Raw genomic sequence first — 23884 nt, forward strand, 5'->3', positions numbered from 1 at the left:
ACCCAACCCTCCCCTCGAGGGGAGGGCTCACGTCGTCGATCGGCGGGCAGCGCCGGAACGAGTCGCAGGAGGTATAGACCATGGGCAAGCTCGCACTCGCCGCCAAGATCACGCACGTACCGTCGATGTACCTGTCGGAGTTTCCCGGCCCCAACTTCGGCTGCCGCGATGCCGCGATCAACGGCCACAAGGAAATCGACCGCCGTTGCCGCGAGCTCGGCGTCGACACCATCGTGGTCTTCGACGTGCACTGGCAGGTCAACAGCGAATACCACATCAATTGCGGGCCCGAGTTCGGCGGCACCTACACCAGCAACGAGCTGCCGCATTTCATCAAGAACATGCCCTATGCCTACCCGGGCAATCCGGCGCTCGGCCACCTGATCGCCGACGTGGCCAACGAGATGGGCGTGAAGAGCCGCGCCCACAGCGACACCACGCTCGAGCTGGAGTACGGCACCCTGGTGCCGATGCGCTACATGAACGCCGACCAGCACTACAAGGTGATCAGCGTGAGCGGCTGGTGCGACTGGCACGACCTGCACGAATCCGGCCGCTTCGGCCTGGCGGTGCGCCGCGCCATCGAGGAGCGTTACGACGGCACGGTCGCCGTGTTCGCCAGCGGCTCGCTGTCGCACCATTTCGCCGACAACGGCCGCGCGCCGGAGTTCATGCACAAGGTCTACGACCCCTTCCTCGAGCAGGTCGACCATCGCGTGGTCGAGCTGTGGAAGGCCGGCGAATGGAAGACCTTCGTGGGCATGCTGCCCATGTACGCCGACAAGTGCTGGGGCGAAGGCGACATGCACGACACCGCCATGCTGCTGGGCCTGCTGGGCTGGGACCGCTACACCGCGCCGGTGGAAATCGTCACGCCCTACTTCGGCAGCTCGGGCACGGGGCAGATCAACGCGATCTTTCCGGTGACGCCGCTGCCTGCCGAAGCAACCGCTGCCTGAAGAGGACACGCCATGCCCCATCTCGTCATCCTCTACACGCCCAACGTCGAAGCCGACGCCGAGTTGCCAGCCCTGTGCCGCGTCATGGCCGACGCCATGCTCGCGCAGCGCGACGACCAGGACCGGCAAGTGTTCCCCACCGGTGGCACGCGCGTGCTGGCCTATCCGGCCGCGCACTACGCGGTGGCCGATGGTTCGGGCGACCATGGCTTCATCTACCTGAACCTGCGCATGGCCGGCGGACGCTCCGACGCCGTCAAGAAGCGCGTGGGCGACGCCTTGCTCGAACGCCTGAAGCAGCACGTCGCACCGCTGCTCGCGAAGCGCCACGTCGGCATCACACTGCAGATCGACGAAAGCCCCGGCCTGGTGTACGACGGCAAGTGCGGCAACCTGCATCCTCTCTTCCAGGCGCCATGACATGCTCGACAAGAAGCTGATCCAGCAACTCGCGGCCGAACTGCACGAAAGCGAGAAGTCGCGCCTGCAGGTGCGGCATCTCTCGCTGCGCCATCCCGAGATGACCATCGAAGACGGCTACGCCATCTCGCGCGAATGGGTGAAGACCAAGCTCAGCGAAGGCCGGATCGTCCGCGGGCACAAGATCGGCCTGACCTCGCGCGCCATGCAGCAGGCCAGCCAGATCACCGAGCCCGACTACGGCACGCTGCTCGACGACATGTTCTTCGAGCAGGGCGGCGACATTCCCTTCACCCGCTTCATCGCACCGCGCATCGAGGTCGAGCTCGCCTTCGTGCTCGGCAAGCGGCTGCAGGGGCCGAACGTCAGCATCTTCGACGTGCTGGCCGCCACCGACTACGTGGTGCCCGCCATCGAGATCATCGACGCGCGCATCGAGCAATTCGACCGCGAGAGCGGCGCCATGCGCAAGGTCTTCGACACCATCGCCGACAACGCGGCCAATGCCGGCATCGTGACCGGCGGCCGGCCGGTGAAGCCCGATGCGGTGGACCTGCGCTGGGTCGGAGCGCTGCTCTACAAGAACGGCGTGATCGAAGAATCGGGCCTGGCCGCCGCCGTGCTCAACCACCCGGCCACCGGCGTGGCCTGGCTCGCCAACAAGCTGGCGCCCTGGGGCGAATGCCTGGAGGCCGGCGAGGTCGTGCTGGGCGGCTCCTTCACGCGCCCCACCACGGCCAAGCCCGGCGACACCTTCCATGCCGACTACGGCCCCCTGGGTTCGATCGCCTTCCGCTTCGTCTGAAATTACGAACAAGAACACGACCATGCAAACCCCCGCGAACCCCTTCAAGCAGGCCCTCGCCGCCAAGCGCGCCCAGATCGGCCTCTGGCTCGGCCTGGCCGATGCCTACAGCACCGAGATCTGCGCCGGTGCCGGCTTCGACTGGTTGCTGATCGACGGCGAGCATTCGCCCAACGGCCTGCGCAGCATCCTGCAGCAGGCGCAGGCCATCGCGGCCTACCCCGGCGTCAATGCCATTGCACGCGTGCCGCTGGGCCACGGCGATGCGGGCACCGCGCTCATCAAGCAGTACCTCGACCTGGGCGTGCAGACCATCCTGGTGCCGATGGTCGACACGGCCGAGCAGGCGCAGGCCATCGTGCGCGCCATGCGCTACCCGCCGCACGGCATCCGCGGCATGGGCGGCGCGCGGGCATCGGGCTGGGGCCGCTTCCCGGCTTACGCGAAGGAAGCCAACGAGCAGGTCTGCCTGCTGGTGCAGGCCGAGACCCGGGAGGCACTGGACAACCTCGATGCCATCGCGGCGGTCGACGGCGTGGACGGCGTCTTCATCGGCCCGGCCGACCTCTCGGCGTCCATGGGACACATCGGCAACGCGGGCCATCCCGAAGTACAGGCGGCGATCGAGGACGCCATCGCGCGCATCGGCCGCGCCGGCAAGGCCGCCGGCATCCTGACGCCCGACGAGACGCTGGCACAGAAGTACCTGGATTTGGGTGCGCGCTTCGTCGCGGTCGGCCTCGACACCAACCTGCTCGTTCGCGCTACCAGCGCGTTGGCTGCCCGCTTCAAGTCGGCGGTCAAGGATGCGCCCAAGGGCGGCACGTACTGAGAGCGCCCGACCCATGAGCGACGACCCCAAGCGCTTCCGCTCCGCGATCATCCGCGAGGGCACCATCCGCGCCACCACGCGCAGCTTTCTGCATGCGCTGGGCCAGGACGACGAGGACATCGCGCGCCCGCACGTCGGCGTCTTTCACACCGGCGGCGAGATGAGCCCCTGCAACCTCAACCTGCGCGACCAGGCGCAGCATGCCAAGACCGGCATCTACGCCGGCGGCGGCACGCCGCACGAATGCCCGGTGGTGTCGGTGAGCGACGGCCTGACCATGGCCCATTCGGGCATGCGCTTCTCGCTGATCTCGCGCGAGCTGATCGCCGACAGCGTCGAGGCCTCCACCCGCGGCCACCAGTGGGACGGCATCTTCGCGATCGGCGCCTGCGACAAGAATCTGCCGGGCCTGATGATGGGCATGGTCCGCTGCAACGTGCCCAGCGTCTTCGTGCACGGCGGCTCCGCGTTGCCGGGCCAGATGCCGGGCCCCGAGGGGCGCGACCTCAACGTGGTCGACACCTACGAGACCATCGGCAAGGTGCTGGCCGGCGACGCCACGCCCGACGAGCTCGAGGCCATGAGCCGCGCCTGCCTGCCCACCGCCGGCGCCTGCGCCGGCCAGTTCACCGCCAACACCATGGGCATGGTGTCCGAGGCGCTGGGCCTCGCGCCGATCGGCTCCAGCATGGTGCCGGCCGTGTTCAGCGAGCGCGCGCCGCTGATGCGCCGCGCCGCGAAGCAGCTCATGAAGGCAGTGATGGGCGACGGCCCGCTGCCGCGCGACATCGTGACGCGCCAGGCGCTGGAGAACGCCTGCGCGGTGGTCTCGGCCACCGGCGGCTCGACCAATGCCGCGCTGCACCTGCCGGCCATCGCGCACGAGGCCGGCATCAAGTTCCACCTGGACGACGTGGCCGAGGTGTTCGCGCGCACGCCGCTCATCGCCGACCTGCGCCCCGGCGGCCGCTACCTGGCGCGCGACGTGTTCTACATCGGCGGCGCCGGCGTGATCCTGCGCACGCTGCTGGAGCAGGGGCATCTGCACGGTGACGTGCTCACCTTCACCGGCCGCACGCTGTCGGAAGAACTGGCCGGGGCACCCGAGCCGGATGGGCAAGTGGTGCGCAAGGCCGGCGACCCGATCACGCGCGACGGCGGCTTGGCCGTGCTCAAGGGCAACCTGTGCCCCGACGGCGCCTTGCTCAAGACCGCCGGCCTGAAGACGCTGGTGCATCGCGGCCCGGTGCGCGTCTTCGACTCGGAGGAAGAGGCGCAGACGGCGGTGCAGAACCGCCGCTACCAGGCCGGCGACGTGATCGTCATCCGCAACGAAGGGCCCAAGGGCAGCCCCGGCATGCGCGAGATGCTGGGCATCACCGCGCTGCTCTACGGCCAGGGCATGGGCGACAAGGTGGCGCTCTTGACCGACGGCCGCTTCTCGGGCGCCACGCGCGGCCTGTGCATCGGCTACGCAGGCCCCGAGGCGGCGGACGGCGGGCCCATCGCCGCGCTGCGCGACGGCGACATCGTGGCCATCAACGCACGGGCCGACGCGCGCAGCATCACGGTCGAGCTGGACGATGCGGAAATCGCCGCGCGGCTGGCCGGACGTCAGGCAAACACGGGGGTGCGGCACACGGGCTTGCTGGAAAAATACGCGCTCACCGTGCGCCCCAGCCACCAGGGCGCCGTGACGCACTCGGGCGCAGTGACATGGCTGCGCGACGAGTCTTGAAACGCCTCAACGGAGACATTCCATCATGACCCTCACCCGCCGCCACCTGCTGCAGACCACCGGCGCATCTGCCCTGCTCGCGAGCCTGGGCCAGCACGCCTGGGCCCAGGCCCAGCCCTTCGAGACCGCGCGCCTGATCACCGGCTTCGCCGCCGGTGGCACCTCCGACACGCTGTGCCGCCGCGTCGCCACCCGCCTGCAGCCCGACTACGGCAAGGCCGTGGTGGTCGAAAACCGCACCGGCGCCGGCGGCCAGATCGCCGTCACCTACGTCAAGGGACAGCCGGCCGACGGCACGACCATCCTGCAGACGCCCACCTCCATCCTCACGATCTATCCGCACATCTACAAGAAGCTGCCGTACGACCCGGCGGTCGACCTGACGCCCGTCACGGTGGCCTGCCAGTTCGACTTCGGTTTCGCCGTCGGCCCGGCGGTGCCCGTGTCGGTCAAATCGGTGCCCGAGTACCTGGCCTGGGCCAAGGCCAACCCCGATGGCGCCAATTTCGGCTCGCCGGCGGCCGGCTCGACGCCGCACTTCCTCGGCGCGCTGCTGGGAAAGAACGCGAACGTGGACCTGAAGCACGCGGCCTACCGCGGCACGCAACCCGCCATGCTGGACCTGCTGGGCGGCAACGTGGCGGCGGTGTCGGGGCCCATCGGCGACATCACGCAGCACCTGGCATCGGGCAAGGTCCGCATCCTCGGCGTCTCCGGCGCCAAGCGCAGCCGCTTCGCGCCCGATGTGCCCACCTACGAAGAGCAGGGGATCAAGAACGCCACGCACAGCGAGTGGTTCGCCTTCCTGCTGCCGGCCAAGGCCTCGCCCGAGGTCGTGGCGCGCGCCAACGCGGCGATGAAGACCGCGCTCGCGCAGAAGGACGTGATCGACGGCCTGGCCACCTTCGGACTGGAGGCGATGTCCTCGTCGCCGGCCGAACTCGCCGATCTGCTGAAGAAAGACACCGCCAAGTGGGCTCCCATCGTGAAGCAGATCGGCTTCACCGCGGAGGGATAGCCCCCCCCGTTGCTTGCTCACTTCGTGCAGCCGCCTCCCCTTTCGAGGGGACGACACCAGCGGCCCGGCAAAGCCGGTTCTTCGGTGTCTCCCGACAAGCCGGTGGCTTCATGCGTGACAGGTTCATCCAAGAAAGGAACTGCAGATGAACACCCCCCTCGCCACGCCGGTCGCTACGCCGGCGCGCCCCGCCATCCACCCCGACGAGCAGGAGGCGCGCCTGCAACTGGCCGCCTGCTATCGCGTCTTCGCAATGCTGGGCTGGACCGAGATGATCTACAACCACATCACGGTGCGGCTGCCCGACAGCGTGACCGGGGGCGAGAAGCAGTTCCTGATCAATCCTTTCGGCCTGCACTACAGCGAGGTCACGGCCGGCAACCTGGTCAAGATCGACCTGCAAGGCAAGGTGCTCGACGGCTCGCGCCACCCGGTCAACCCGGCCGGCTTCACCGTGCATGCCGCCATCCACGACGGCCTGCCCGATGCCCATTGCGTGATGCACACCCACACCACCGCCGGCGTGGCCGTGGCCTGCCTCCAAGGCGGCTTGCAGCAGACCAACTTCTATACCGCGCAGCTGCACGACATGGTGGCGTACCACGACTTCGAGGGCATCACGATCCATGCCGACGAAGGCCCGCGGCTGTTGAAGAGCATCGGCAGCCGCCCGGCCGTGATCCTGCGCAACCACGGCCTGCTGGCCTGGGGCCAGACGCTGCCGCAGACCTTCGCCATCCTCTGGACGCTGCAGCGCGCCTGCGAGATCCAGATGGCCACGCTGTCGATGGGTGCGCCGATCCCCGTCTCGGAAGACATCGCCCGCAGATGCACGCGCGACGCGCTGCAGTTCAACCCCAAGCACGGTGGCGGGCAGGACGTGTTCGACGCCCTCGTGCGCCAGGTCGACCGCATCGACGACAGCTACAAGCACTGAGAAACCATGAAAGTCTGCATCTACGGCGCCGGTGCCATCGGCGGCTGGATCGGCGTCGGCCTCGCGCAGGCCGGCTGCCGCCTCAACGTGGTGGCGCGCGGCGCCACATTGGAAGCGCTGCAGCGCGACGGCCTCAGCCTGATGCGCGGCGACGTGCGCACCCGCGTCACGGTCAACGCCGTGGTCGACCCCGAAGAACTGGGCGTGCAGGACATCGTGGTGGTCGCCGTGAAGGCGCCCGCGCTGGCCGCCGTTGCCGAGCGCATCGCACCGCTGCTGGGCCCCGAGACCGTCGTGCTGACCGCCATGAACGGCGTGCCGTGGTGGTTCCTGCAAGGCGGCTTCGGCGGCCCGTTGGCCGGCACGCAACTGGAGGCGGTCGACCCGGGTGGCCGCATCGACGCCGCCATCCCGGCGCGCCACGTGATCGGCTGCGTGGTGCATGCGAGCTGCTCGCTCGACGGGCCCGGCGTGGTTCGCCATCATTTCGGCAACGGCCTGATCATCGGCGAGCCCTCGGGCGAACCGACGCCGCGTGCCAAGGAACTCGAGGCCCTGCTGAAGCAGGCCGGCTTCGAGGCCCGCCTCTCGGCGCAGATCCAGAAAGACGTCTGGTACAAACTCTGGGGCAACATGACGGTCAACCCCATCAGCGCACTGACCGGCGCCACCACCGACCTGATCCTGCAGGACGACCTGGTGCGCGGTTTGATCTCCACCATCATGCTCGAGGCCCGCGAGATCGGCGAACGCATCGGCGTGCCGATCGCCGAAAGCCCCGAAGACCGCCACACGGTCACACGCAAGCTGGGCGCCTTCAAGACCTCGATGCTGCAGGACGTCGAAGCCGGACGGCCCGTGGAGTTGGACGCGCTGGTGTCCGCGGTGCGCGAGCTGGGGCAGCATGCCGGCGTGAAGACGCCCTTCACCGATGCGCTGCTGGGGCTGGCACGGCTGCAGGGGCGGCAGCTCGGGTTGTACTGAAGGCGGGGTTCGCCCCCGGCCTGCATGTTCCTTAATTTCGTCAGATATTTTTATTTGACGAAGAAATGGAACATACTGCAGCCCTCATGCTGCAACACAGTCACGACCGTCGCATCCTTGATCTTCTCGCCCGAAAGGGCATGCTGCGCCCCAGCGATCTGGATGCGGTCGAGGTCCCCCGGGTCGTCCTGACGCGCATGACCGCGGCCGGTCGGCTCGAGAAAGTGGGCCGCGGCCTCTATCGCCTGCCGGAGCAGATCGGCTCGGAGCACAACAGCCTCGTCGCGATCTCCGTCAAGGTGCCGCAGGCCGTGTTCTGCTTGCTCACGGCGCTCCAGTTTCACGAGCTGACCACGCAGCTTCCGCGCGACGTGTGGATTGCGATGCCGCGCGGGAGCCACGTGCCGAAGATCGACTACCCGCCCGTCAGAATGGTCCAGTCTTCGGGCGATGCCTATTCCGCCGGCATCGAACTGAAGGAGCTCGATCAGGTTGAACTGCGCGTCTACGGCGTCGCCAAGACAGTGGCCGACTGCTTCAAGCACCGGAACAAAATCGGGCCGGACGTGGCACTCGAAGCACTGAGGGATGCCTGGACCCAGAAGAAAGCCACGGTGGACGAACTGTGGCACTACGCCCAGATCTGTCGTGTCGAAAAGGTCATGCGCCCTTACCTCGAAACACTTGAATGACCAGGGACCTTGCCGCATCGGTGCGCGCGCGGCTCTTGAACATTGCCAAGGCGCAAGGCGTGGACTTCAACCAGGTGCTCGTGCGGTTCGCGCTCGAGCGCATGCTGTTTCGACTTGGCAAGTCTTCGCATGCCGATCGTTTCCTGCTCAAGGGAGCCCTGCTGTTCACCCTCTGGTACGACATGCCGCACCGCGCGACGCGTGACGTCGATCTGCTGGGATTCGGGGCAAGCGATCTGGCGTCCGTTGCGGCTTGCTTTCGCGATATCGCCAGCGTGAAGGTCGATGACGGAATCCAGTTCGATCCGGCATCCATCAAGACGCTCGAGATCCGAAAAGACGCCGGCTACGGCGGCGCTCGCATCACGATCGACGGGAACGTTGCCAACGCACGCTGCAAGACCCAGATCGATGTCGGCTTCGGAGATGCGGTAACGCCGGGCCCGGTCGACGCGGTCTACCCCGTGCTGATTTCCGATCTCCCGGCGCCGCGCCTGCGGACCTATCCGATCTACACCGTCGTCTCGGAGAAGCTGCACGCGATCGTCATGCTGGGCATGGCCAACACCCGCCTCAAGGACTATCTGGACCTGTCGGTGCTGCTGGCTCGCGAAACCTTGAATCCAGGCATGCTCGCGCGCGCCATCAGCGCGACTTTCGTTCGGCGCGGAACGATGGTGCCGCATCTGCTGCCACTGGGACTCAGCGACGCGTTCGCAAACGACCCATCGCGTCAAGCCTTGTGGCAGGCGTTCCTCAGAAAAAACGACCTGCCATCGGAACCCTTGACGAAGGTGATCGGACACCTGCGTGCGGGCCTGGAGCCGGCCATGCGACGAGCTGCCGCGCTCACAACGCCATCTTGACGATCGTGAAATCATCCTCCAACACACCCGGCCCATGCGCGTCCCGCGCGTAGGCCAGCAGGCGATCCAGCTCGGATGAACCGGCCTGGGCCGGCCCGGCGAGGATGTCGGCCATCTCGGCGAACTGCACCATCGAGCCGTCGGGCCGGGTGACCTCGTAGGTGCCGTCGCTGAACACATAGAGCCTTGCCGGCGACGTGAGAAGGCAGGCCTGTTCCTCGTAGCGCGCCGCCGGCGAGATGCCCACGCACGGCCCGCCGGCCGGCAACGAACGGCCGGCTGCCGCTGCGCCGCCCCCATCGACCACGAAGGCCGGCGGATGCCCCGCGGAGGCGTAGCGCAGCTCCCGGGCCGCGCGGCCGAACACGCCGTACCAGACCGTCGAGAACAGCTCGCCGTGCCGCTCCATCTGGTAGGCCTGGTTCAGTGCCGTGAGCACCGCCGCCGGACTGCGAAAGTCCACGTGTGCGAGCGCCTGCGAGCGCAATGTCTCCGTCATCGACGCCGACAGCAGCGCCGAACCCACGCCATGGCCGCAGACGTCGATCAGGTAGATCGCGAAATGCGCGTCATCGACCCAGTGGTAGCCGAAGCAATCGCCGCCCAGCTCGTTGGTGGGCACGAAGCGCCAGTCGACCGTCCATGGCTCCGAGAAAGGCGCGGGCAGGATCGCGCGGACGTAGAGCTCCGCCTCGCTCAGCTCCTGCCGCAAGCGGTCGTGCGCGGCCTGCAGGGCCTCGCGCGAGGTGGCGAGCTCGCGATGCGCCTGTGTCAGCTCCAGGTTGGTGGCTTCGAGCTGCGCGATGAGCCGCGCCTCGCGCTGGCTCAGCAGCGTCATGTCGTAGGCCTTCTGCTGCACCAGGCGGGTTTCCTCGTACTCGGCGGTCACGTCGAGCAGCAGCACCCACACCGTGTCCTCGTCGGCGAAGAAGTGCACGTCGGCCACGCGGCCGCTGGGCATCTCCATCGACCGGATCAAGAAGGGCGTCTCGGCGAGCGGAAGCAGGCCTTCCAGAAACAGCAGTTGCTCCGCCGCAGGCGCACCGTAGCGAAGTTCGGCCAGGCCGTAATGCGCCAGGTGCCCGCCCGACTGCACCACGTCCTGGGCCTCGTCGACGACCAGGTACGCCAGCACGCGCTGCGCATGCACCAGCGCCAGGAGCGAATCGGAGATGCGCGGCGGCAGGTCGAGCATGGCCGCTCCGGCTAGCCTGCGAGTCGCTCCGCGAGGGCCCGGAAGGTCTCTTCCACGCCCATGCCGGTCTTGGCGCTCGTGCGGTGGAAGGACCAGCCCGCCGCCTCCAGCGCTTCGATGCGCGCCGGCGGGAGCGCCCAGTCTTCCTTCAGGTCCGCCTTGTTGAGCAGCACGAAGAAGGGCACGGCGCCCAGCTCGGCGACGATGCGGCGGTGGATCGACTCGGCCGTGTCCAGCGTCTCGGGCCGCGTGCCGTCCACCACCAGCAGATAGCCGGCCGCGCCGCGCAGGTAGCTCACGCGGACCGCCGCGACTTCGTCTTCGCCGGCGATGTCCCAGAGGATCAGCGCGAGCTCGCCGGCGCCGACCGCGATGACCTTCTTGTCGATCTTCACGCCGACGGTGGTCAGGTAGGTGTCCGAGAAGATGGTGTCGACGAAGCGGCGAACCAGGCTGGTCTTGCCGACGCCGAAAGCGCCCAGCAAACAGATTTTTTTCTGAAGCATGAATGTGGACTCAGTCCCCCGTGGACACGCCGAAGGAGACGCGCCGGTTCATCGACATCTCGTCCTCGCTGGCCCCGGCACGCAGGGGCTCGAGCGGACCCGCGCCGCGCACGAACAGCACGGCCGGGTCGACGCCGCGCGCGCGCAGCATCGAGCGAACGACCTCCGCGCGCCCGATGCTCAGCGCCAGGTTCGAGGTGTCCTTGCCGGTCGCATCGGCGTGGCCGACGATGTTCACCTTGACCGGGAAGCCCTGCGTGCGTGCCACCTGGACCAGCTCGCGCATGTCGGCGGCGGTGGCGTCGAGCTTGGCCTCCTGGTCGGCCGATGGCCGCGGCATGCTGAAGTCGAAATGGATCAGGCGGGCCTGGATGGCGTCGCGCAGGCGGATGAAGTCAGGGTCCTGCACGTCCTGCAGCGCACTGAGGTCGACCACCGGCGCGCCGGCCGGCAGCGTCAGCGCATAGGCACGCGCCTTGTCGAGCCAGCGCTGCGACGCATTGCCGGTGACGCGGATGCCGCCGCCGTCCTGCACCATGCTCACCGTCGGCGGCGGATCGAGCGTGGCCTTCAGGCGCTTGAGCATGATGGCCGGGTGAAGCGCCTGGTAGGGCTCCCAGCGCCCGGCAACGCGCGACGGGTCCAGCTTCGGCGGCAGCAGGCTTTCGGGCGGCACGGCCAGCGGGTCGCGCAGACCCGACACCAGCCACCGGTCGTCACGGCGCTCGGCACCGGTCACCACGATGCCGGGCTGCTCCTGCAGCGCCGCGACGTAGTTGTTGACGCGCTGCCGCTCGACGACACGCTGCGCCACCCACCAGCCCAGCAGCGCCAGCAAGACCAGCGGGATGAGCCAGAGCAGCGGGCTGTAGCGCCGTTGCCGCTCGGGCGCCTGCGACAGCAGGCAGGGCCGCAGCTGCTCGGTGGTCTCTTCGAAAGGATCGGTGTCGCCTTCGAATTCCTGCAGCGCCACGCCCGAGCGGTCGTGCACGGCGCCTAGCGTCTCGGCCAGGCGCGCGCGCAGCTGGGGCGGCGGGTTGCCGTGGATCACCGCGGCCAGGAAGGCGGACGGCCCCTCTTCGCACCACAACAGAAGATCGCCCAGGCGCAGGCTGTCGATGCTGCGGCCGCCACCACCGCTGCCTTCACCGGACGCGCCGCCGGTGGACTCGTCGAATGAATCGCGCACGAAATCCTGGATCGCCGACAGCATGGCCGACACCAGCTGCGGGTCGCGAGAGGTCGCATCGTCCCGCGCCACGTGCGCGAGCAGCAGGCCGGTCTTGCGGTGCACCAGGAACAGGTGCTCGACCCGGAACACCGCCGTGTGCCGCAGCACCACGTCGGCGAAGGTGCTGCCGCTGCGCCACGCCTCGATGCGCCACTTGAGACCGCGCCACGACAGGCCGTACTTGAGCGCCTGGTTGAGCGACTGCAGCGTGCCGTCCAGCGTCTCGGCGATCGCCTTGCGAATCGCCGGCCCCATGACCGGGTAGAGGATGTCGACCATCGTCCCCGGGTTCTTGCGGATCGAGGCCTGCGCCGCGCGCTCGACGCTGGGGGCGAGTGCCTGGCCCAGCTGGTCGTGCTGCGCCGCGGCGCGCGCGAAGGCGGCCGGCAGCACGCCGCTCACCGCATCGGCAAAGGCCTGCGGGTCGTCGAGCTTCTTCTCCAGTCGCGCCAGCGCGGCCTGCTCACGCTCCAGCAGCACGTCGCGCATGGCCTCCAGCCGTGGGTCGATGTGCTGGCGGGTCGGCGGCAACGTGATGGCGACGCTCGGGTCGACGCAGCGCGCCAGCTCCAGCAGCAGCCTGGCCAGCCGTTCCCTGGGGTCTTCATCCGGCGCCGGGCCACCGGGTTCATTGGCAGCGGTGAGGGACAGGCGTGCGTTCACCGTGCCCTCGCCTTGACGTCATGCCGCCCGCATGGGCCGGGCGCCATCGCCCTGATGTTCAGCGCTCGCCACCGATGCCGGCGGCCTTGGGCGCCACGTCCTGGTTCAGGCATTTGGCGATCTCGACGAACAGGCCCGCCAGCAGGTTGCGATCGGTCTTGACGTGGCTGAGTTCGGCGAACATCCGCTCCATGGTGGCGCGGGCGTCGTCCTGGCGGCGGCGCATTTCTTCGCGCAGCCCCTGGATCTCGTGGCTCAGCCGGTCGGTGAACTCGCGCTCCTGCCGCGCCAGCTGCTCCGACATCTGGGCGATGCGCTTTTCGAGCGCTTGGCTGTGCTCGCGCTGGCTGCGTTCGAGCTCCTTGTCGCCGTCGGCGCGCAGCTCCTTCTCTTCGCGGAACTGGCCGGCGACGGATTCGAGCTGCTTCTTCATCGTGGCCTCGAGGCTGGCCAGGTTGCGGGACGACTCCGCCTCCAGGTCGCGCAGCCGCAGCTGGAAGCGCTCCTCCATGACGGAGAAGCGCTTGTCGTAGTCCTGCATCTGGTTGCCGAACAGCAACTCGCGCATCTTGTCGACGCCCGACGACGAAGACTCGCCGTTGCCCTGCGAGGCCAGGGCGGCCTGCGCGGCGAGCGCGCTCTGGGCATCGATGCTGGGTGAGGTCTTGGCTGCAGTTCCCATCTGAATACTCCTCGTTGCTATCTCGTTGCTGTGGGGAGAACGACACCCTGGGGCAAGGCGCCGTTCATGCTGGGGTTGGGCATGGACTTCGGCTCAGGGCGGTGCCGTCGCCCGGAACAACAGGGTCAGGCAGTTGCGTCCGTCGTGGTGGCTGTAGCGCAGGTCGTCGGAGAAGCGGCGCATGATCGGGATGCCCCAGCCGCCGATTCGAGCATCGTGGATGCTGGTGACAGGCGCCGGCTGCGGCACCTGCCGCGGGTCGAATTCGCCGCCTTCGTCTTCCACCTCGAGCGAGACGTTCTCGCCCTGCCAACCCAGGCGCAGGCAGATGTGCTGCGCGCCGTCGCAGCGGCCGTGGCTCATGATGTTCGTCACCACTTCGGCCGAGCAGAGGTCGAGGTTCGATACCACCCGATCCGGCAGGTGCTGGCGCTCGGCCCAGTCGTGCACCCACGCGCTCACCCGCGACAAATCGTGCAGTTCGCGGCCGACGGTCAGGGAGGCCTGCCGGCCTCCGTCGATGGCAGACATCAGCGGCTTTCGCCTGCCGCCACCAGCGCACTGAAGGCGGAATCGACGTCGGGATACACCGGGATGATCGTGTCGATGCCTGCCATCTTGAGCACCTCCGCCACGATGGGTTGCGGGTTCGCCAGCGCCATCACGCCACCGCGCATCGACTGCGCCCTGGCGTTGACCACCAGGGTGCGGATGCCGATGGATGCCAGGAAAGACACCTCGGACAGGTCCACCACGGCCATGAGCTTGCGGCTCGCCACCAGCGCGGCCAGGCGCTGGTTGATGTCGTGGCCGCCGATGCTGTCCATTCGCCCGACGAGGCTGATCTTCTCCACGCCGTCGGCGAGCTGTTCACTCCTCAGGTCCATGTGTTCTCCGCAGTCGATGTCGATGTCGATGCCTTCTGAACTGGTCTTCCGCCGCAGGATTTCCTCACTCGCCAACGCTTCTCGTTCTTCTTGTTCTTCATGAAGAACAAGATCCCCCCGCGATCGACAGATAGAACCTTTTTCTAGCTTACGCTCAAAAACCGGCAACGTCGATAAGTCGTTGTCCGGAGCGCCGTTTCGGGCAGCCCGGGGTGCGCCGCCGGCCCCGGTGCGGCGCGTTTCGGGCGTCGGACACGGTGCTGCTCCCATGCGGAAATCGCACCTTCGCCGCTAGACTCCACAACGCTTCATCCCGTGCGCGCACCCCGCGCATTCATACGACGATCGCTGAAGGCCGATGCGCATGGCTCAGTCCCGGTCTCGAACCCCCACGAAGCGCGCGAGCCGCGCGGGCAGCCCGGCGCGTGCGCGCGGCACCGACGAACTCGCGCTCATCAACAGCATCCAGCGGGGCATGGCGGCCAAGCTCGGCTTCGAGGCCATCGTCGACCTCGTGGGCGACCGGCTGCGCGAGCTGTTCGATTCCGGCGACGTGAGCATCGTCTGGTGGGACGACAAGACCGACTTCATCCAGGTGCTGTACCGCTACGAGCATGGGCAGCCCCTGCCCCTGCCTCCGCCGCGTCCGCTGGACAGGGACGACCCCCTGGCCGACCTGCTGCTGCACCGGCGCGAGGTCGGCCTGTGCAACACGCGGGAAGAGCAGACGCAGATCGGGCTTGCGCCCGCGCCCGGCACCGACTGGGCGCACTCGGTCGTGGCGGTGCCCATCATCGGCAGCGACCGGGTGCTCGGCATCATCGCGCTGCAGAACCATGAGCGCGAATACGCCTTCGGCCCGCACGAGATCAGGCTGCTCGAAAACGTGGCCGCGAGCATGGGGCTGGCGCTGGAGAACGCGCGGCTCTTCAACGAGGCGCAGGAGGCGCTGAAGAAGGTCGAGGAGCGCACGGCAGAACTCACCGAATCGCTCGAATACCAGACCGCGGTGAGCGACGTGCAGCGCGCCATCAACGAATCGCCGACCGACGTGAAGCCGGTGTTCGACGCCATCCTGGACTGCACGATGTGGCTGTTCAACGGCCCGGCGGCGGCCATCTTCGTCTACGACGGCAGCCTGGTCCGCATGGCCGAGGCGCGCAACTGGCCGCCGGCCGCGCTGGAGGCCGCACGCACCAAGTTCCCCGCGCCGCCCGATCCGCACCAGATGAACGGCCGGGCCATCCTCGAGCGCCGGGTGCTGTCGAACGACGACGTCGCGAGCGACCCGGCCTACGACCGCACGCTGGCCAACACCGGCAGCTGGCGCCGCCTGATCGCCGCGCCCATGCTCAAGGACGGGGTGCCGATCGGCGCGATCAGCATGGCGTGGCCCGAGCCTGGCCAGACCTCGCAGCGGCAGATGGACCAGATCCAGCTCTTCGCCGACCAGGCGGTGGTGGCCATGGAGAACGTGCGCCTCTACAACGAGACGCGCGACGCGCTGGAGCGGCAGACCGCCGCCGCCGACGTGCTGCAGGTCATCAGCGAATCGATGGAGAACCCGCAGCCGGTGTTCGAGAAGATCCTCGACTGCTGCCAGCGCCTGTTCGCGGGGGCGCAGCTCGGCATCTCGCTGAACGGCGAGGACGGCATGGTGCAACTGGCCGCGCACCGCGGCTCGGCGCGCCAGGCGCTGGAGCGCTTCTACCCCCGGCCGATCGACAACTCGACGATCGGCCAGGCCATGGCCGGGCCGGACGTGCTGCACGTGCCCGACGTGCAGGCCGAGCCGAACCTGCCTCCGTTCATGCGCGACCTCGTCGGCAAGATCGGCAACTACGCCATCATGATCGCGCCGCTGTTCTGGGAGGGCCGCAACTTCGGCTCGCTGCACGTCGCGCGGCAGCCCACGGGGCCCTTCGCACAGAAGGAGATCAAGCTGCTGGAGACCTTCGCCGACCAGGCCGTCGTCGCCATCCAGAACGCGCGGCTGTTCAACGAAGCGAAAGAGGCGCGTGCCGCGGCCGAGGCGGCCAACGAGGCCAAAAGCGCCTTCCTCGCGACCATGAGCCACGAGATCCGCACGCCGATGAATGCGGTGATCGGCATGAGCGGCCTGCTGCTCGACACGAAGCTCGACACCGACCAGCAGGACTACGTGTCGACCATCCGCGAATCGGGCGACGCGCTGCTGACCATCATCAACGACATCCTCGACTACTCGAAGATCGAGGCCGGCCGGATGGACATCGAGGCGCATCCTTTCGATCTGCGCGAGTGCGTGGAGTCGGCGCTCGACCTGGTGTCGACCCGCGCGAGCGAGAAGCACCTCGACCTGGCCTACGTGTTCGAGGGCGACGTGCCCGCGGGTGTCGACGGCGACCTCACGCGGCTGCGCCAGGTCATGCTGAACCTGCTGAGCAATGCGGTGAAGTTCACCGAGGCCGGCGAGGTGGTGCTGACGGTCGCCTCGCGGCCCCTGGCCGACGGCAATGCGGCCTTGACCTTCGCCGTGCGCGACACCGGCATCGGCCTGAGCGCGCAAGGCATGTCGCGGCTGTTCCAGTCCTTCTCGCAAGCCGACTCCAGCACCACGCGCAAATACGGCGGCACCGGGCTCGGCCTGGCGATCAGCAAGCGGCTGGCCGAGCTGATGGGCGGCACCATGTGGGTCGAAAGCGATGGGCCGGGCACCGGCTCGACCTTCTTCTTCACCATCGAGGCGCCGATCGCCGAGTCGCCGCCGAGCCGGCGCCGCATCGACCCGGGCCTGCATCTGGAACTGCAGGGCAAGCGCGTGCTGGTGGTGGACGACAACGCGACCAACCGCCGCGTGCTCGCCGCCCAGGTCGGCAAATGGGGCATGGACGCGCGCGAGACCGAATCGCCGGCGCAGTCGCTTCAGTGGATCGACGACGGCGACGTCTTCGACCTTGCCATCCTCGACATGCACATGCCGCAGATGGACGGCATCACGCTGGCGAAGCGCATCCGCGCGGTCCGCGGCAAGCTGCCGCTGGTGCTGTTCAGCTCCGCCGGCGAGCGCGAGGTCGGCGATGCGGCACCGCTCTTCGACGCGCGCTTGTCGAAGCCCATCCACCAGTCGCAGCTCTTCGACACGCTGGTGAACCTGCTGGCGCACGAGCGGCCTGCGTCGACATCGACATCGACCGCGCCATCGCCTCCGGTGCCGACGCCGCCGGGCGCGGCCGTCAAGCCGTCGATCGACCCGACCATAGCCGCGCGGCACCCGCTGCGCATCCTGCTGGCCGAGGACAACGCGGTGAACCAGAAGCTCGCGATGCGCCTGCTGCAGCAGATGGGCTACCGCGCGGACCTCGCGTCCAACGGCCTGGAGGCCGTCGAATCGGTGCAGCGCCAGCCTTACGACGTGGTGCTGATGGACGTGCAGATGCCGGAGCTGGACGGCCTGGACGCGACGCGGCGCATCTGCGCGCTGATGAACCCGCTGCAGCGGCCCTACATCGTGGCCATGACCGCCAACGCCATGCAGGGCGACGAAGAGATGTGCATCGCGGCCGGCATGGACGACTACATCACGAAGCCGATCCGCGTCGACCGGCTGATCGCCGCGTTGAACAGCGCATCGCCGCGCAAGGGAACGTCGACATGACGGACGAGGAGACTTCCATGAGCAACGCCATCGACGGCACCGTCTTCGCAGAACTCCAGGACACCGCGGGTGCGGATTTCGTGCAGGAACTGCTGCAGACCTTCTTCGAAGAGGCGCCCGTGATGCTGTCGGAACTGCGCGAGGCACGCGAGGCCGGCGATGCCGAGGCCTTCCGCCGTGCGGCGCATTCGCTCAAGTCGAACAGCCTGACCTTCGGCGCGTCGGGGCTCGCCGAGATGGCACGCGAGCTGGAGCTGGCCGGGCTGCCGGCGGCGACGTCGCCCGATGCCCTGGCCACGCTGCAAGCCGAATACGAACGGGCCGCCGCGGCCCTGGCGGCGCTGGGCCATGGTTGATCTTCGCCACGCGCCGGCGCATCTGCTGGTGACCGACGACAACAAGGTCAACCGCCTGCTGATGACCCGCAACCTCGAACTGCAGGGCCACACCGTGCGCTGTGCCGAGAACGGGCGCATGGCGCTCGAACTCCTGCGCCAGGAGCACTTCGACCTGATGCTGCTCGACGTGGAAATGCCCGAGATGAACGGCTTCCAGGTGCTGGAGGCGTTGACCCAGGATGCGGCGCTGAGCGACCTGCCCGTGATCGTGACCTCGTCGCTCGAAGGCGTGGCCAACATCGCGCGCTGCATCGAACTGGGCGCCGAGGACTACCTGCACAAGCCGGTCAACCCGGTGTTGCTGAAGGCACGCATCGGCTCCAGCCTGGAGAAGAAGCGCCTGCGCGACCAGCAGAAGGAGATGGTGCGCCGCTTCGTCACGCCCGAGGTCGCTCAGGACCTGGCGCAATCCGGTTTCGCGCTCGGCGGGCGGCGCGTGCAGAGCACGGTGATGTTCGCCGACATCCGTTCCTTCACCACGCTGGTGGAGTCGCAGCCGCCCGAGGAAACCATCGAGCTGCTCAACACCTACTACACGCTGGTGTTCGAGGCCATCAACAGCCATGGCGGCGTGGTCAACCAGATCATCGGCGACGGCCTGATGGCCATCTTCGGTGCACCGCAGCCCCTGGCCGACCACGGCCTGGCCGCGGTGCACGCGGCACTCGACATGGTCGAGATGATCGAGCTGCTGAACGCCGAACGGACCGCGACCGGACGAAGCGCAGTGCGCATTGGCGTGGGCATCGCGACCGGCGAGACCATTGCCGGCTACACCGGCACGCAGCAGCGCGCCACCTACACCTGCATCGGCGATGCGGTCAACCTGGCCGCGCGCCTCGAATCGCACACCAAGGAGGCGAAGCGCACGATCCTGATCGACGCCGCCACCTGCGCCGCGCTCGAAGGCCGCGTGCCCGTCGAGGCGCTCGGCACCGCGCTCTTTCGCGGCAAGTCGGCGTCGGTCGAAGTGTTCGCCGTGCCGTGGGTCGGCGCGGCCAAGGAGGCGGCAGGCCGATGAACGCGGATGCATTGCTCAGTTCGCTGCGCGGCTTGATCGATACGGGCATCGCGGCCCTGAACACCGCGCTGGCCACGCCCACGGGCGTGGTTGCGCTGTGCGCGGCCACCATCGCCGGCCTGCTGATCATCGTCAGCTCGTTCGTGAAGACCATGATCCCGCTGCGCTACCTCGCGGTGGGCGGCAACCTGGGCTTCCTGATCTACGGCGCGCTGCATCCGTCGATCATCCTGGTGCTGCTGCACGGGGTGCTGCTGCCCATCAACATCTTCCGCGCGCACCAGATGCTGCGGCTCACGCGCCGCGTGCAGGTGGCCGCGGCGTCGAACGACCTGTCGGGCGTGTGGCTTCGGCCCTACATGCGGCGGCGCCGGCTGCGCAAGAACGCGGTGCTGTTCCGCAAGGGCGACATGGCCACCCACCTGTACTTCCTGGCCGAGGGCACCATCGAGTTCGTGGAGATCGGCGAAACGCTCGAGCCCGGCCGGCTGTTCGGCGAGATCGCATTTTTCGCACCCGACAAGCGCCGCACGCTGACAGCGCGCTGCGTCACCAAGTGCAATGTTCTGCAGATGGACGAGACAACCTTCAAGACGCTCTATTTCCAGAATCCCACCTTCGGCTTCGAAGTGGTGACCCTCGTGGCCCGGCGGCTTCTGGCCGACCGCCAGCGGCTCGAAGAGATGCTTGCGGCCAGCCCCGGGTCGAAAGACTCCACCGACGAGGAAAGACCATGCCCGACAACCTGATGCGCACGATTCGCCGCCACCTTGCGCTGTGGCTCTGGCTCCTGTTGCTGCCCGCCATCGCGCAGGCCCAGGCGCAGCTGGGCAGTGCCTCGGCCTTGAAGGCCAAGTACGACGCGGTCAAGACACAGCTCGACGGCAACATCTTCAACCGGCCGCTGGTGCTCGAATCGACCGAGGCCTCGGGGCAGCTGAGCGGCGACATCTTCGCCGTGCTCAACCATCCCTTCGAGCAGGTCAGCGCATCGCTGAGCCAGCCGGCCGTGTGGTGCGACGTGCTGATGCTGCACCTCAACACCAAGCACTGCGCGGTGCGCGGCGCCGACGGCGCGAAGTCGCTGGCCGTCTCGGTCGGCCGCAAGTTCGACCAGCCGCTTGCGGATGCGCAGAAGGTCGACTTCGTCTGGCAGCCGCCGAGCGTCGGCGCCGACTACCTGAGCGCCAAGCTCAGCGCCGACAAGGGACCGCTGTCGACCCGCGACTACCGCATCGAACTCGAGGCCACACCGCTGCCCAACGGCAAGACCTTCATGCACCTGGGCTACGCCTACGCTTACGGCACGGCCGCACGCATCGCGATGCGCGGCTACCTGGCCACCCTCGGCGCCGACAAGGTCGGGTTCACGGTCACCGGCAAGGATGCCTCGGGCCAGCCCGAGTACATGGGCGGCGTGCGCGGCGTGGTGGAGCGCAACACCATGCGCTACTACCTGGCCATCGACGCCTACATGGATTCGCCGAAGCAGGTGCCCAAGCGGCTCGAGGCCTGGTTCGACAGCACCGAGCGCTATGCGAAGCAACTGCACGAGGTCGAGCGCGACGACTACCTGACGATGAAGCGCAACGAATACAAGCGACTGACGAGCGGGGGGACGGAGTAGTCCAGCGGCAAAAACGCGAGCAACCTTCGCGTTTTTGGCGCAGAAGAGGATCGTATAGTCGCCCCCGCTCCCGCGCACCGCCTGGTGGGAGTCTCGAACAACAAGCGGGCGTTACTCGGAAAGCTGTCACAAATGCAAGGTCCTTCGCGGCAAGCGCCGCTGTGGGCGCTCGTCAAGCGCGCCTCTTCTTTCTTCGACTTCGGCGAGCGCGTGGCTCGACCTTCGTCCCATCGAAACTCTCGTCGCGCTGCCGTGCGCAAGACTGCGGCTCGGCCCACCGGGCATGACCGGATGGCGACGCCGACCACACAAACGTCCCCCATCCCTGCGCTGCACATCTGGCGCATCGTGGCGTTGGTCATCACCACCTTCGCCCTCGCCGGCGCACTCGGCGCTGCGCCGCTGACGGGAGCACTGCCCCGTGGCGGCAGCAGCACCACCAACGTCGCGGGCCTCGCCGACAGCCTCACCGGCTTCTTCAAACGCCTCTGGAGCCCGGGCGTCAACGAGGCCGAGAAGCAGGGCACCGCGTTCACATACGACGAGCAGGGCAACCTGCTGTCGGAGACGGGCACGGGCGGAGCCAACAGCGGCGGCAGCAAGCAGTACATCTACCTGCCCACGGCCGATGGGCCGATGCCGATCGCGGTGGTCATCGACGGCGAGGTCTACGCCGTCCACAGCGACCACCTCAACACCCCCAGGCGGCTGACCAATTCGCAAGGGCAGGCAGTCTGGCAATGGCCCTACTCGCCATTCGGTGAGGCCAAGCCCACCACGGCAGCGACCCGTTTCGCGGACCCGTCCGTCACGCCCAACGCCGGCACGACGAACATCAAGGCGCCGGAATTCAACCTGGCGTTTCAGGGCATGTACCGCGACAAGGAGTCGGGGCTGCTCTACAACGGCTTCCGCTCGTTCTGCCCGGAGTGCGGGGGGCGCTACACGCAGGCCGATCCGAGCGGACTGAACGGTGGCCCGAACCGCTTCGCGTACGCCGACGGCAATCCGCTGAGCTTCGTCGATCCGAACGGGCTGGAACCGAAGGGGTTGCCGCGTCGGCCCATCGATTTGATTCCACTCGATGGCGGTGGCGGGCCGGGGATCGGTGGCATGGGCGGAGGCGTAACGCGGTGGTCTCCCCCATGCCCTCCTGGCGCAAACGGGGTGACTCCATCGCCGGCCCTCAAAGGCAGTCCGTATCACCCGGACTCGGTGGCGGCGAGAATTCGCCCTGAGTACCGGCCGAATCCCGCGCACGACCTAGGCAGTCCGCAGTTCAATCCCCGCAAAACACCCGAGCCAGCCGACGCAGCCTCCGCTTATCAAAACGCTTCACGTGGCGACATGGGCACCTGGTACGTAAGAGGCCAAGGAGGCTGGTACAGATACTTTTCTGACAATGCAGGAGGTGCGCACTTCAGCGGAACAGTTTCGGAAGCACAAGTGCCCGCTTCCATCTTGAGAGGTTGGTGATGCCCATTGTCGGATACGCCACAAGGTTCGCAGTCGAATACGACTTGGATCAGGAACACGGTGGCGAGTGGATGCTCGGTCGATTCTGCTATTGGTGCAATGGCCGGCGCCTCGGCGACTTCGAGCTGGGCACATCCTTGCGAGATGTGCTCTTCCAACTTGACGAGATCGCGAAATTCAAAGGGAACCGGGCCAATCAACGCTTCGGAGCGATGCCCTCACCGGCCGCGTTCCAGCTGCTCGACGATGCCCTGTTTCAGGCAACCGATTTTGTCGAGGCGCATCTGGCGGAAGATGAGCAGTGGGCACGGCACAAGATCATCCCTTCCGTTGATGTTTTTGATCGACTGAAAGGTTTCCTCATCGAAGACGACCACATGGCTCGCTTCATCTTTGCCGAAGCGCCTTACACGAACGTCGCAGAACGCCTGTTAAAGCCGGGAGAGTTGGACGCCGTACTGGACGACGTGAGGCTCAAGCTCAACGGCATCCACGAGCAGGAGGCCGGACGGCAGTAAACGTGTGCGCTTCAGCGAGTCCGGGGCCTCGGGCGTCAGCGAAGTCTAGAAGCACGTCAGCGCTTCAATCGCCGTGTGACCGCGAGGCGAGCTACCTGCTGTGCTGCAAGTTGTCGGCTGGGGCGCAGCTCGGGAAGAAGGCGCGGGGAATCTCTCTGCTCGTTAACACCGAATCCAGACGTGAAGATCGAACGACGCCAGTAATTGGGGCGCCGTCCCGGTTGGCTGTTGACCAGGTGATGCCCTGGCGACGCCCCTTGCCGTGAAGCAAGGCGGCGTCGGCAGTCGCACACAGGCCTCAACGCGCCCTCACTCCTCCACGAACGCCTCCTGCCGCTTCGCCTTCACCGAAGGCAGCAGCACGATCAGCAACAGCAGCCCCGCCGCCACCAGCAGGCCCGCCGACAGCGGCCGCGTGACGAACACGCTCCAGTCGCCGCGCGACAGGAGCAGCGCGCGGCGCAGGTTCTCTTCCATCATCGGCCCCAGGATGAAGCCCAACAATAGCGGTGCCGGCTCGCACTTGAGCTTGATGAAGGCGTAGCCCACGATGCCGAAGATCGCGACCATCCACACGTCGAAGGTGTTGTTGTTCTCGGAGTACACGCCGATCGCGCAGAAGAGCACGATGGCCGGGAACAGCCACTTGTAGGGAATCGTCAGCAGCTTGATCCACAGGCCGATCATCGGGAGGTTGAGCACGATCAGCATCAGGTTGCCGATCCACATCGAGGCGATGAGGCCCCAGAACAGCTCGGGGTTGCTGGTCATCACCTGCGGGCCGGGCTGGAT

Annotated in this window: 24 protein-coding genes; 17 read left to right on the forward strand and 7 right to left on the reverse strand. The window is 67.6% G+C overall.

The window, feature by feature from the left end; all coding sequences use genetic code 11:
- The first annotated feature begins 80 nt into the window (after positions 1 to 80).
- From hpaD to B0W80_RS29805, 10 genes are all read left to right on the forward strand, one after another.
- Complete coding sequence (hpaD, locus tag B0W80_RS29760; RefSeq protein WP_077002769.1) at positions 81 to 959, forward strand: 3,4-dihydroxyphenylacetate 2,3-dioxygenase; 879 nt, start codon at positions 81 to 83, stop codon at positions 957 to 959.
- Between the two features lie 12 nt (positions 960 to 971).
- Positions 972 to 1379, forward strand: a complete 408-nt coding sequence (locus B0W80_RS29765; protein WP_077002770.1) for a 5-carboxymethyl-2-hydroxymuconate Delta-isomerase — start codon at positions 972 to 974, stop codon at positions 1377 to 1379.
- A 1-nt stretch (position 1380) separates the two neighbouring features.
- Positions 1381 to 2184 carry a 2-oxo-hept-4-ene-1,7-dioate hydratase gene (gene hpaH / locus B0W80_RS29770; protein ID WP_077002771.1) on the forward strand — a complete coding sequence of 268 codons (804 nt, stop codon included), beginning with the start codon at positions 1381 to 1383 and terminating at the stop codon, positions 2182 to 2184.
- A 22-nt stretch (positions 2185 to 2206) separates the two neighbouring features.
- Positions 2207 to 3016, forward strand: a complete 810-nt coding sequence (locus B0W80_RS29775; RefSeq protein ID WP_077002772.1) for an aldolase/citrate lyase family protein — start codon at positions 2207 to 2209, stop codon at positions 3014 to 3016.
- 13 nt (positions 3017 to 3029) lie between these two features.
- Positions 3030 to 4754: a dihydroxy-acid dehydratase gene (gene ilvD / locus B0W80_RS29780; protein ID WP_077002773.1), complete on the forward strand. Its 1725-nt coding sequence runs from the start codon at positions 3030 to 3032 to the stop codon at positions 4752 to 4754.
- 25 nt (positions 4755 to 4779) lie between these two features.
- Positions 4780 to 5772 carry a Bug family tripartite tricarboxylate transporter substrate binding protein gene (locus B0W80_RS29785; protein WP_077002774.1) on the forward strand — a complete coding sequence of 331 codons (993 nt, stop codon included), beginning with the start codon at positions 4780 to 4782 and terminating at the stop codon, positions 5770 to 5772.
- 145 nt (positions 5773 to 5917) lie between these two features.
- Positions 5918 to 6709 (forward strand): class II aldolase/adducin family protein, encoded by a 792-nt coding sequence (locus B0W80_RS29790; protein ID WP_077002775.1) that lies wholly within the window; start codon positions 5918 to 5920, stop codon positions 6707 to 6709.
- A 6-nt stretch (positions 6710 to 6715) separates the two neighbouring features.
- Positions 6716 to 7693: a 2-dehydropantoate 2-reductase gene (locus B0W80_RS29795; RefSeq protein ID WP_077002776.1), complete on the forward strand. Its 978-nt coding sequence runs from the start codon at positions 6716 to 6718 to the stop codon at positions 7691 to 7693.
- Positions 7694 to 7779: 86 nt separating this feature from the next.
- Positions 7780 to 8385: a type IV toxin-antitoxin system AbiEi family antitoxin domain-containing protein gene (locus tag B0W80_RS29800; RefSeq protein WP_077002777.1), complete on the forward strand. Its 606-nt coding sequence runs from the start codon at positions 7780 to 7782 to the stop codon at positions 8383 to 8385.
- A complete protein-coding gene (locus B0W80_RS29805) occupies positions 8382 to 9251 on the forward strand; it encodes a nucleotidyl transferase AbiEii/AbiGii toxin family protein (RefSeq protein ID WP_077002778.1) in 870 nt (289 codons plus the stop codon). Before B0W80_RS29800 ends, B0W80_RS29805 begins: the two co-directional genes overlap by 4 nt.
- On the opposite strand, the gene B0W80_RS29810 is transcribed toward B0W80_RS29805, so the two are convergent.
- From B0W80_RS29810 to B0W80_RS36055, 6 genes are all read right to left on the reverse strand, one after another.
- On the reverse strand, positions 9235 to 10446 hold the full coding sequence (locus tag B0W80_RS29810) for a PP2C family protein-serine/threonine phosphatase (protein ID WP_077002779.1): 1212 nt from the start codon (positions 10444 to 10446) through the stop codon (positions 9235 to 9237). The two genes, B0W80_RS29805 and B0W80_RS29810, sit on opposite strands and share 17 nt — an antisense overlap.
- Before the next feature lie 11 nt (positions 10447 to 10457).
- Positions 10458 to 10952: a Rab family GTPase gene (locus B0W80_RS29815; protein ID WP_077002780.1), complete on the reverse strand. Its 495-nt coding sequence runs from the start codon at positions 10950 to 10952 to the stop codon at positions 10458 to 10460.
- A gap of 10 nt (positions 10953 to 10962) precedes the next feature.
- On the reverse strand, positions 10963 to 12846 hold the full coding sequence (locus tag B0W80_RS29820; RefSeq protein ID WP_077002781.1) for an OmpA family protein: 1884 nt from the start codon (positions 12844 to 12846) through the stop codon (positions 10963 to 10965).
- A 58-nt stretch (positions 12847 to 12904) separates the two neighbouring features.
- The gene (locus tag B0W80_RS29825) at positions 12905 to 13528 is read right to left on the reverse strand and encodes a hypothetical protein (RefSeq protein ID WP_218668969.1); all 624 of its coding nucleotides are present in this window, start codon (positions 13526 to 13528) and stop codon (positions 12905 to 12907) included.
- Positions 13529 to 13621: 93 nt separating this feature from the next.
- Positions 13622 to 14059 carry an ATP-binding protein gene (locus B0W80_RS29830; RefSeq protein WP_077002782.1) on the reverse strand — a complete coding sequence of 146 codons (438 nt, stop codon included), beginning with the start codon at positions 14057 to 14059 and terminating at the stop codon, positions 13622 to 13624.
- Entirely contained in the window at positions 14059 to 14685 is a 627-nt protein-coding gene (locus B0W80_RS36055) for an STAS domain-containing protein (RefSeq protein ID WP_083745713.1), read from the reverse strand. Before B0W80_RS36055 ends, B0W80_RS29830 begins: the two co-directional genes overlap by 1 nt.
- Positions 14686 to 14779: 94 nt before the next feature.
- Between B0W80_RS36055 and B0W80_RS29840 the strand changes: the two genes are divergently transcribed.
- The 7 genes from B0W80_RS29840 (at position 14780) to B0W80_RS29870 (ending at position 23092) form a co-directional block, all read left to right on the forward strand.
- Entirely contained in the window at positions 14780 to 18052 is a 3273-nt protein-coding gene (locus tag B0W80_RS29840; protein WP_179107054.1) for a response regulator, read from the forward strand.
- Between the two features lie 17 nt (positions 18053 to 18069).
- Complete coding sequence (locus tag B0W80_RS29845) at positions 18070 to 18408, forward strand: Hpt domain-containing protein (RefSeq protein ID WP_077002784.1); 339 nt, start codon at positions 18070 to 18072, stop codon at positions 18406 to 18408.
- Positions 18401 to 19471 (forward strand): adenylate/guanylate cyclase domain-containing response regulator, encoded by a 1071-nt coding sequence (locus tag B0W80_RS29850; protein ID WP_077002785.1) that lies wholly within the window; start codon positions 18401 to 18403, stop codon positions 19469 to 19471. Before B0W80_RS29845 ends, B0W80_RS29850 begins: the two co-directional genes overlap by 8 nt.
- A complete protein-coding gene (locus B0W80_RS29855) occupies positions 19468 to 20220 on the forward strand; it encodes a Crp/Fnr family transcriptional regulator (protein WP_077002786.1) in 753 nt (250 codons plus the stop codon). Before B0W80_RS29850 ends, B0W80_RS29855 begins: the two co-directional genes overlap by 4 nt.
- Complete coding sequence (locus B0W80_RS29860) at positions 20205 to 21098, forward strand: hypothetical protein (RefSeq protein ID WP_143684836.1); 894 nt, start codon at positions 20205 to 20207, stop codon at positions 21096 to 21098. The genes B0W80_RS29855 and B0W80_RS29860 overlap by 16 nt, the downstream gene beginning before the upstream one ends.
- Before the next feature lie 291 nt (positions 21099 to 21389).
- A complete protein-coding gene (locus B0W80_RS29865) occupies positions 21390 to 22574 on the forward strand; it encodes an RHS repeat-associated core domain-containing protein (RefSeq protein WP_077002787.1) in 1185 nt (394 codons plus the stop codon).
- Positions 22574 to 23092: an Imm42 family immunity protein gene (locus tag B0W80_RS29870; RefSeq protein WP_077002788.1), complete on the forward strand. Its 519-nt coding sequence runs from the start codon at positions 22574 to 22576 to the stop codon at positions 23090 to 23092. The genes B0W80_RS29865 and B0W80_RS29870 overlap by 1 nt, the downstream gene beginning before the upstream one ends.
- Positions 23093 to 23401: 309 nt before the next feature.
- Here B0W80_RS29870 and B0W80_RS29875 read toward each other — a convergent pair.
- A partial coding sequence (locus B0W80_RS29875; protein ID WP_179107055.1) for a tripartite tricarboxylate transporter permease occupies positions 23402 to 23884 on the reverse strand: 483 nt, incomplete at its 5' end.

This window comes from Variovorax sp. KK3 (assembly GCF_001984055.1).
GTDB lineage: Bacteria > Pseudomonadota > Gammaproteobacteria > Burkholderiales > Burkholderiaceae_C > Variovorax.

Excerpts from the sequence above, each read along its gene's own strand:
- B0W80_RS29785 (WP_077002774.1), top strand. The coding sequence starts at position 4,780 with ATGACCCTCACCCGCCGCCACCTGCTGCAGACCACCGGCGCATCTGCC.
- B0W80_RS36055 (WP_083745713.1), bottom strand. The coding sequence starts at position 14,685 with ATGGGAGCAGCACCGTGTCCGACGCCCGAAACGCGCCGCACCGGGGCC.
- B0W80_RS29815 (WP_077002780.1), bottom strand. The coding sequence starts at position 10,952 with ATGCTTCAGAAAAAAATCTGTTTGCTGGGCGCTTTCGGCGTCGGCAAG.
- B0W80_RS29865 (WP_077002787.1), top strand. The coding sequence starts at position 21,390 with ATGGCGACGCCGACCACACAAACGTCCCCCATCCCTGCGCTGCACATC.
- B0W80_RS29810 (WP_077002779.1), bottom strand. The coding sequence starts at position 10,446 with ATGCTCGACCTGCCGCCGCGCATCTCCGATTCGCTCCTGGCGCTGGTG.
- B0W80_RS29830 (WP_077002782.1), bottom strand. The coding sequence starts at position 14,059 with ATGTCTGCCATCGACGGAGGCCGGCAGGCCTCCCTGACCGTCGGCCGC.
- B0W80_RS29855 (WP_077002786.1), top strand. The coding sequence starts at position 19,468 with ATGAACGCGGATGCATTGCTCAGTTCGCTGCGCGGCTTGATCGATACG.
- B0W80_RS29845 (WP_077002784.1), top strand. The coding sequence starts at position 18,070 with ATGAGCAACGCCATCGACGGCACCGTCTTCGCAGAACTCCAGGACACC.
- B0W80_RS29805 (WP_077002778.1), top strand. The coding sequence starts at position 8,382 with ATGACCAGGGACCTTGCCGCATCGGTGCGCGCGCGGCTCTTGAACATT.
- B0W80_RS29765 (WP_077002770.1), top strand. The coding sequence starts at position 972 with ATGCCCCATCTCGTCATCCTCTACACGCCCAACGTCGAAGCCGACGCC.
- B0W80_RS29800 (WP_077002777.1), top strand. The coding sequence starts at position 7,780 with ATGCTGCAACACAGTCACGACCGTCGCATCCTTGATCTTCTCGCCCGA.
- B0W80_RS29790 (WP_077002775.1), top strand. The coding sequence starts at position 5,918 with ATGAACACCCCCCTCGCCACGCCGGTCGCTACGCCGGCGCGCCCCGCC.
- B0W80_RS29825 (WP_218668969.1), bottom strand. The coding sequence starts at position 13,528 with ATGGGAACTGCAGCCAAGACCTCACCCAGCATCGATGCCCAGAGCGCG.
- B0W80_RS29860 (WP_143684836.1), top strand. The coding sequence starts at position 20,205 with ATGCCCGACAACCTGATGCGCACGATTCGCCGCCACCTTGCGCTGTGG.
- B0W80_RS29795 (WP_077002776.1), top strand. The coding sequence starts at position 6,716 with ATGAAAGTCTGCATCTACGGCGCCGGTGCCATCGGCGGCTGGATCGGC.
- B0W80_RS29870 (WP_077002788.1), top strand. The coding sequence starts at position 22,574 with ATGCCCATTGTCGGATACGCCACAAGGTTCGCAGTCGAATACGACTTG.
- hpaD (WP_077002769.1), top strand. The coding sequence starts at position 81 with ATGGGCAAGCTCGCACTCGCCGCCAAGATCACGCACGTACCGTCGATG.
- B0W80_RS29850 (WP_077002785.1), top strand. The coding sequence starts at position 18,401 with ATGGTTGATCTTCGCCACGCGCCGGCGCATCTGCTGGTGACCGACGAC.
- B0W80_RS29840 (WP_179107054.1), top strand. The coding sequence starts at position 14,780 with ATGGCTCAGTCCCGGTCTCGAACCCCCACGAAGCGCGCGAGCCGCGCG.
- ilvD (WP_077002773.1), top strand. The coding sequence starts at position 3,030 with ATGAGCGACGACCCCAAGCGCTTCCGCTCCGCGATCATCCGCGAGGGC.
- hpaH (WP_077002771.1), top strand. The coding sequence starts at position 1,381 with ATGCTCGACAAGAAGCTGATCCAGCAACTCGCGGCCGAACTGCACGAA.
- B0W80_RS29775 (WP_077002772.1), top strand. The coding sequence starts at position 2,207 with ATGCAAACCCCCGCGAACCCCTTCAAGCAGGCCCTCGCCGCCAAGCGC.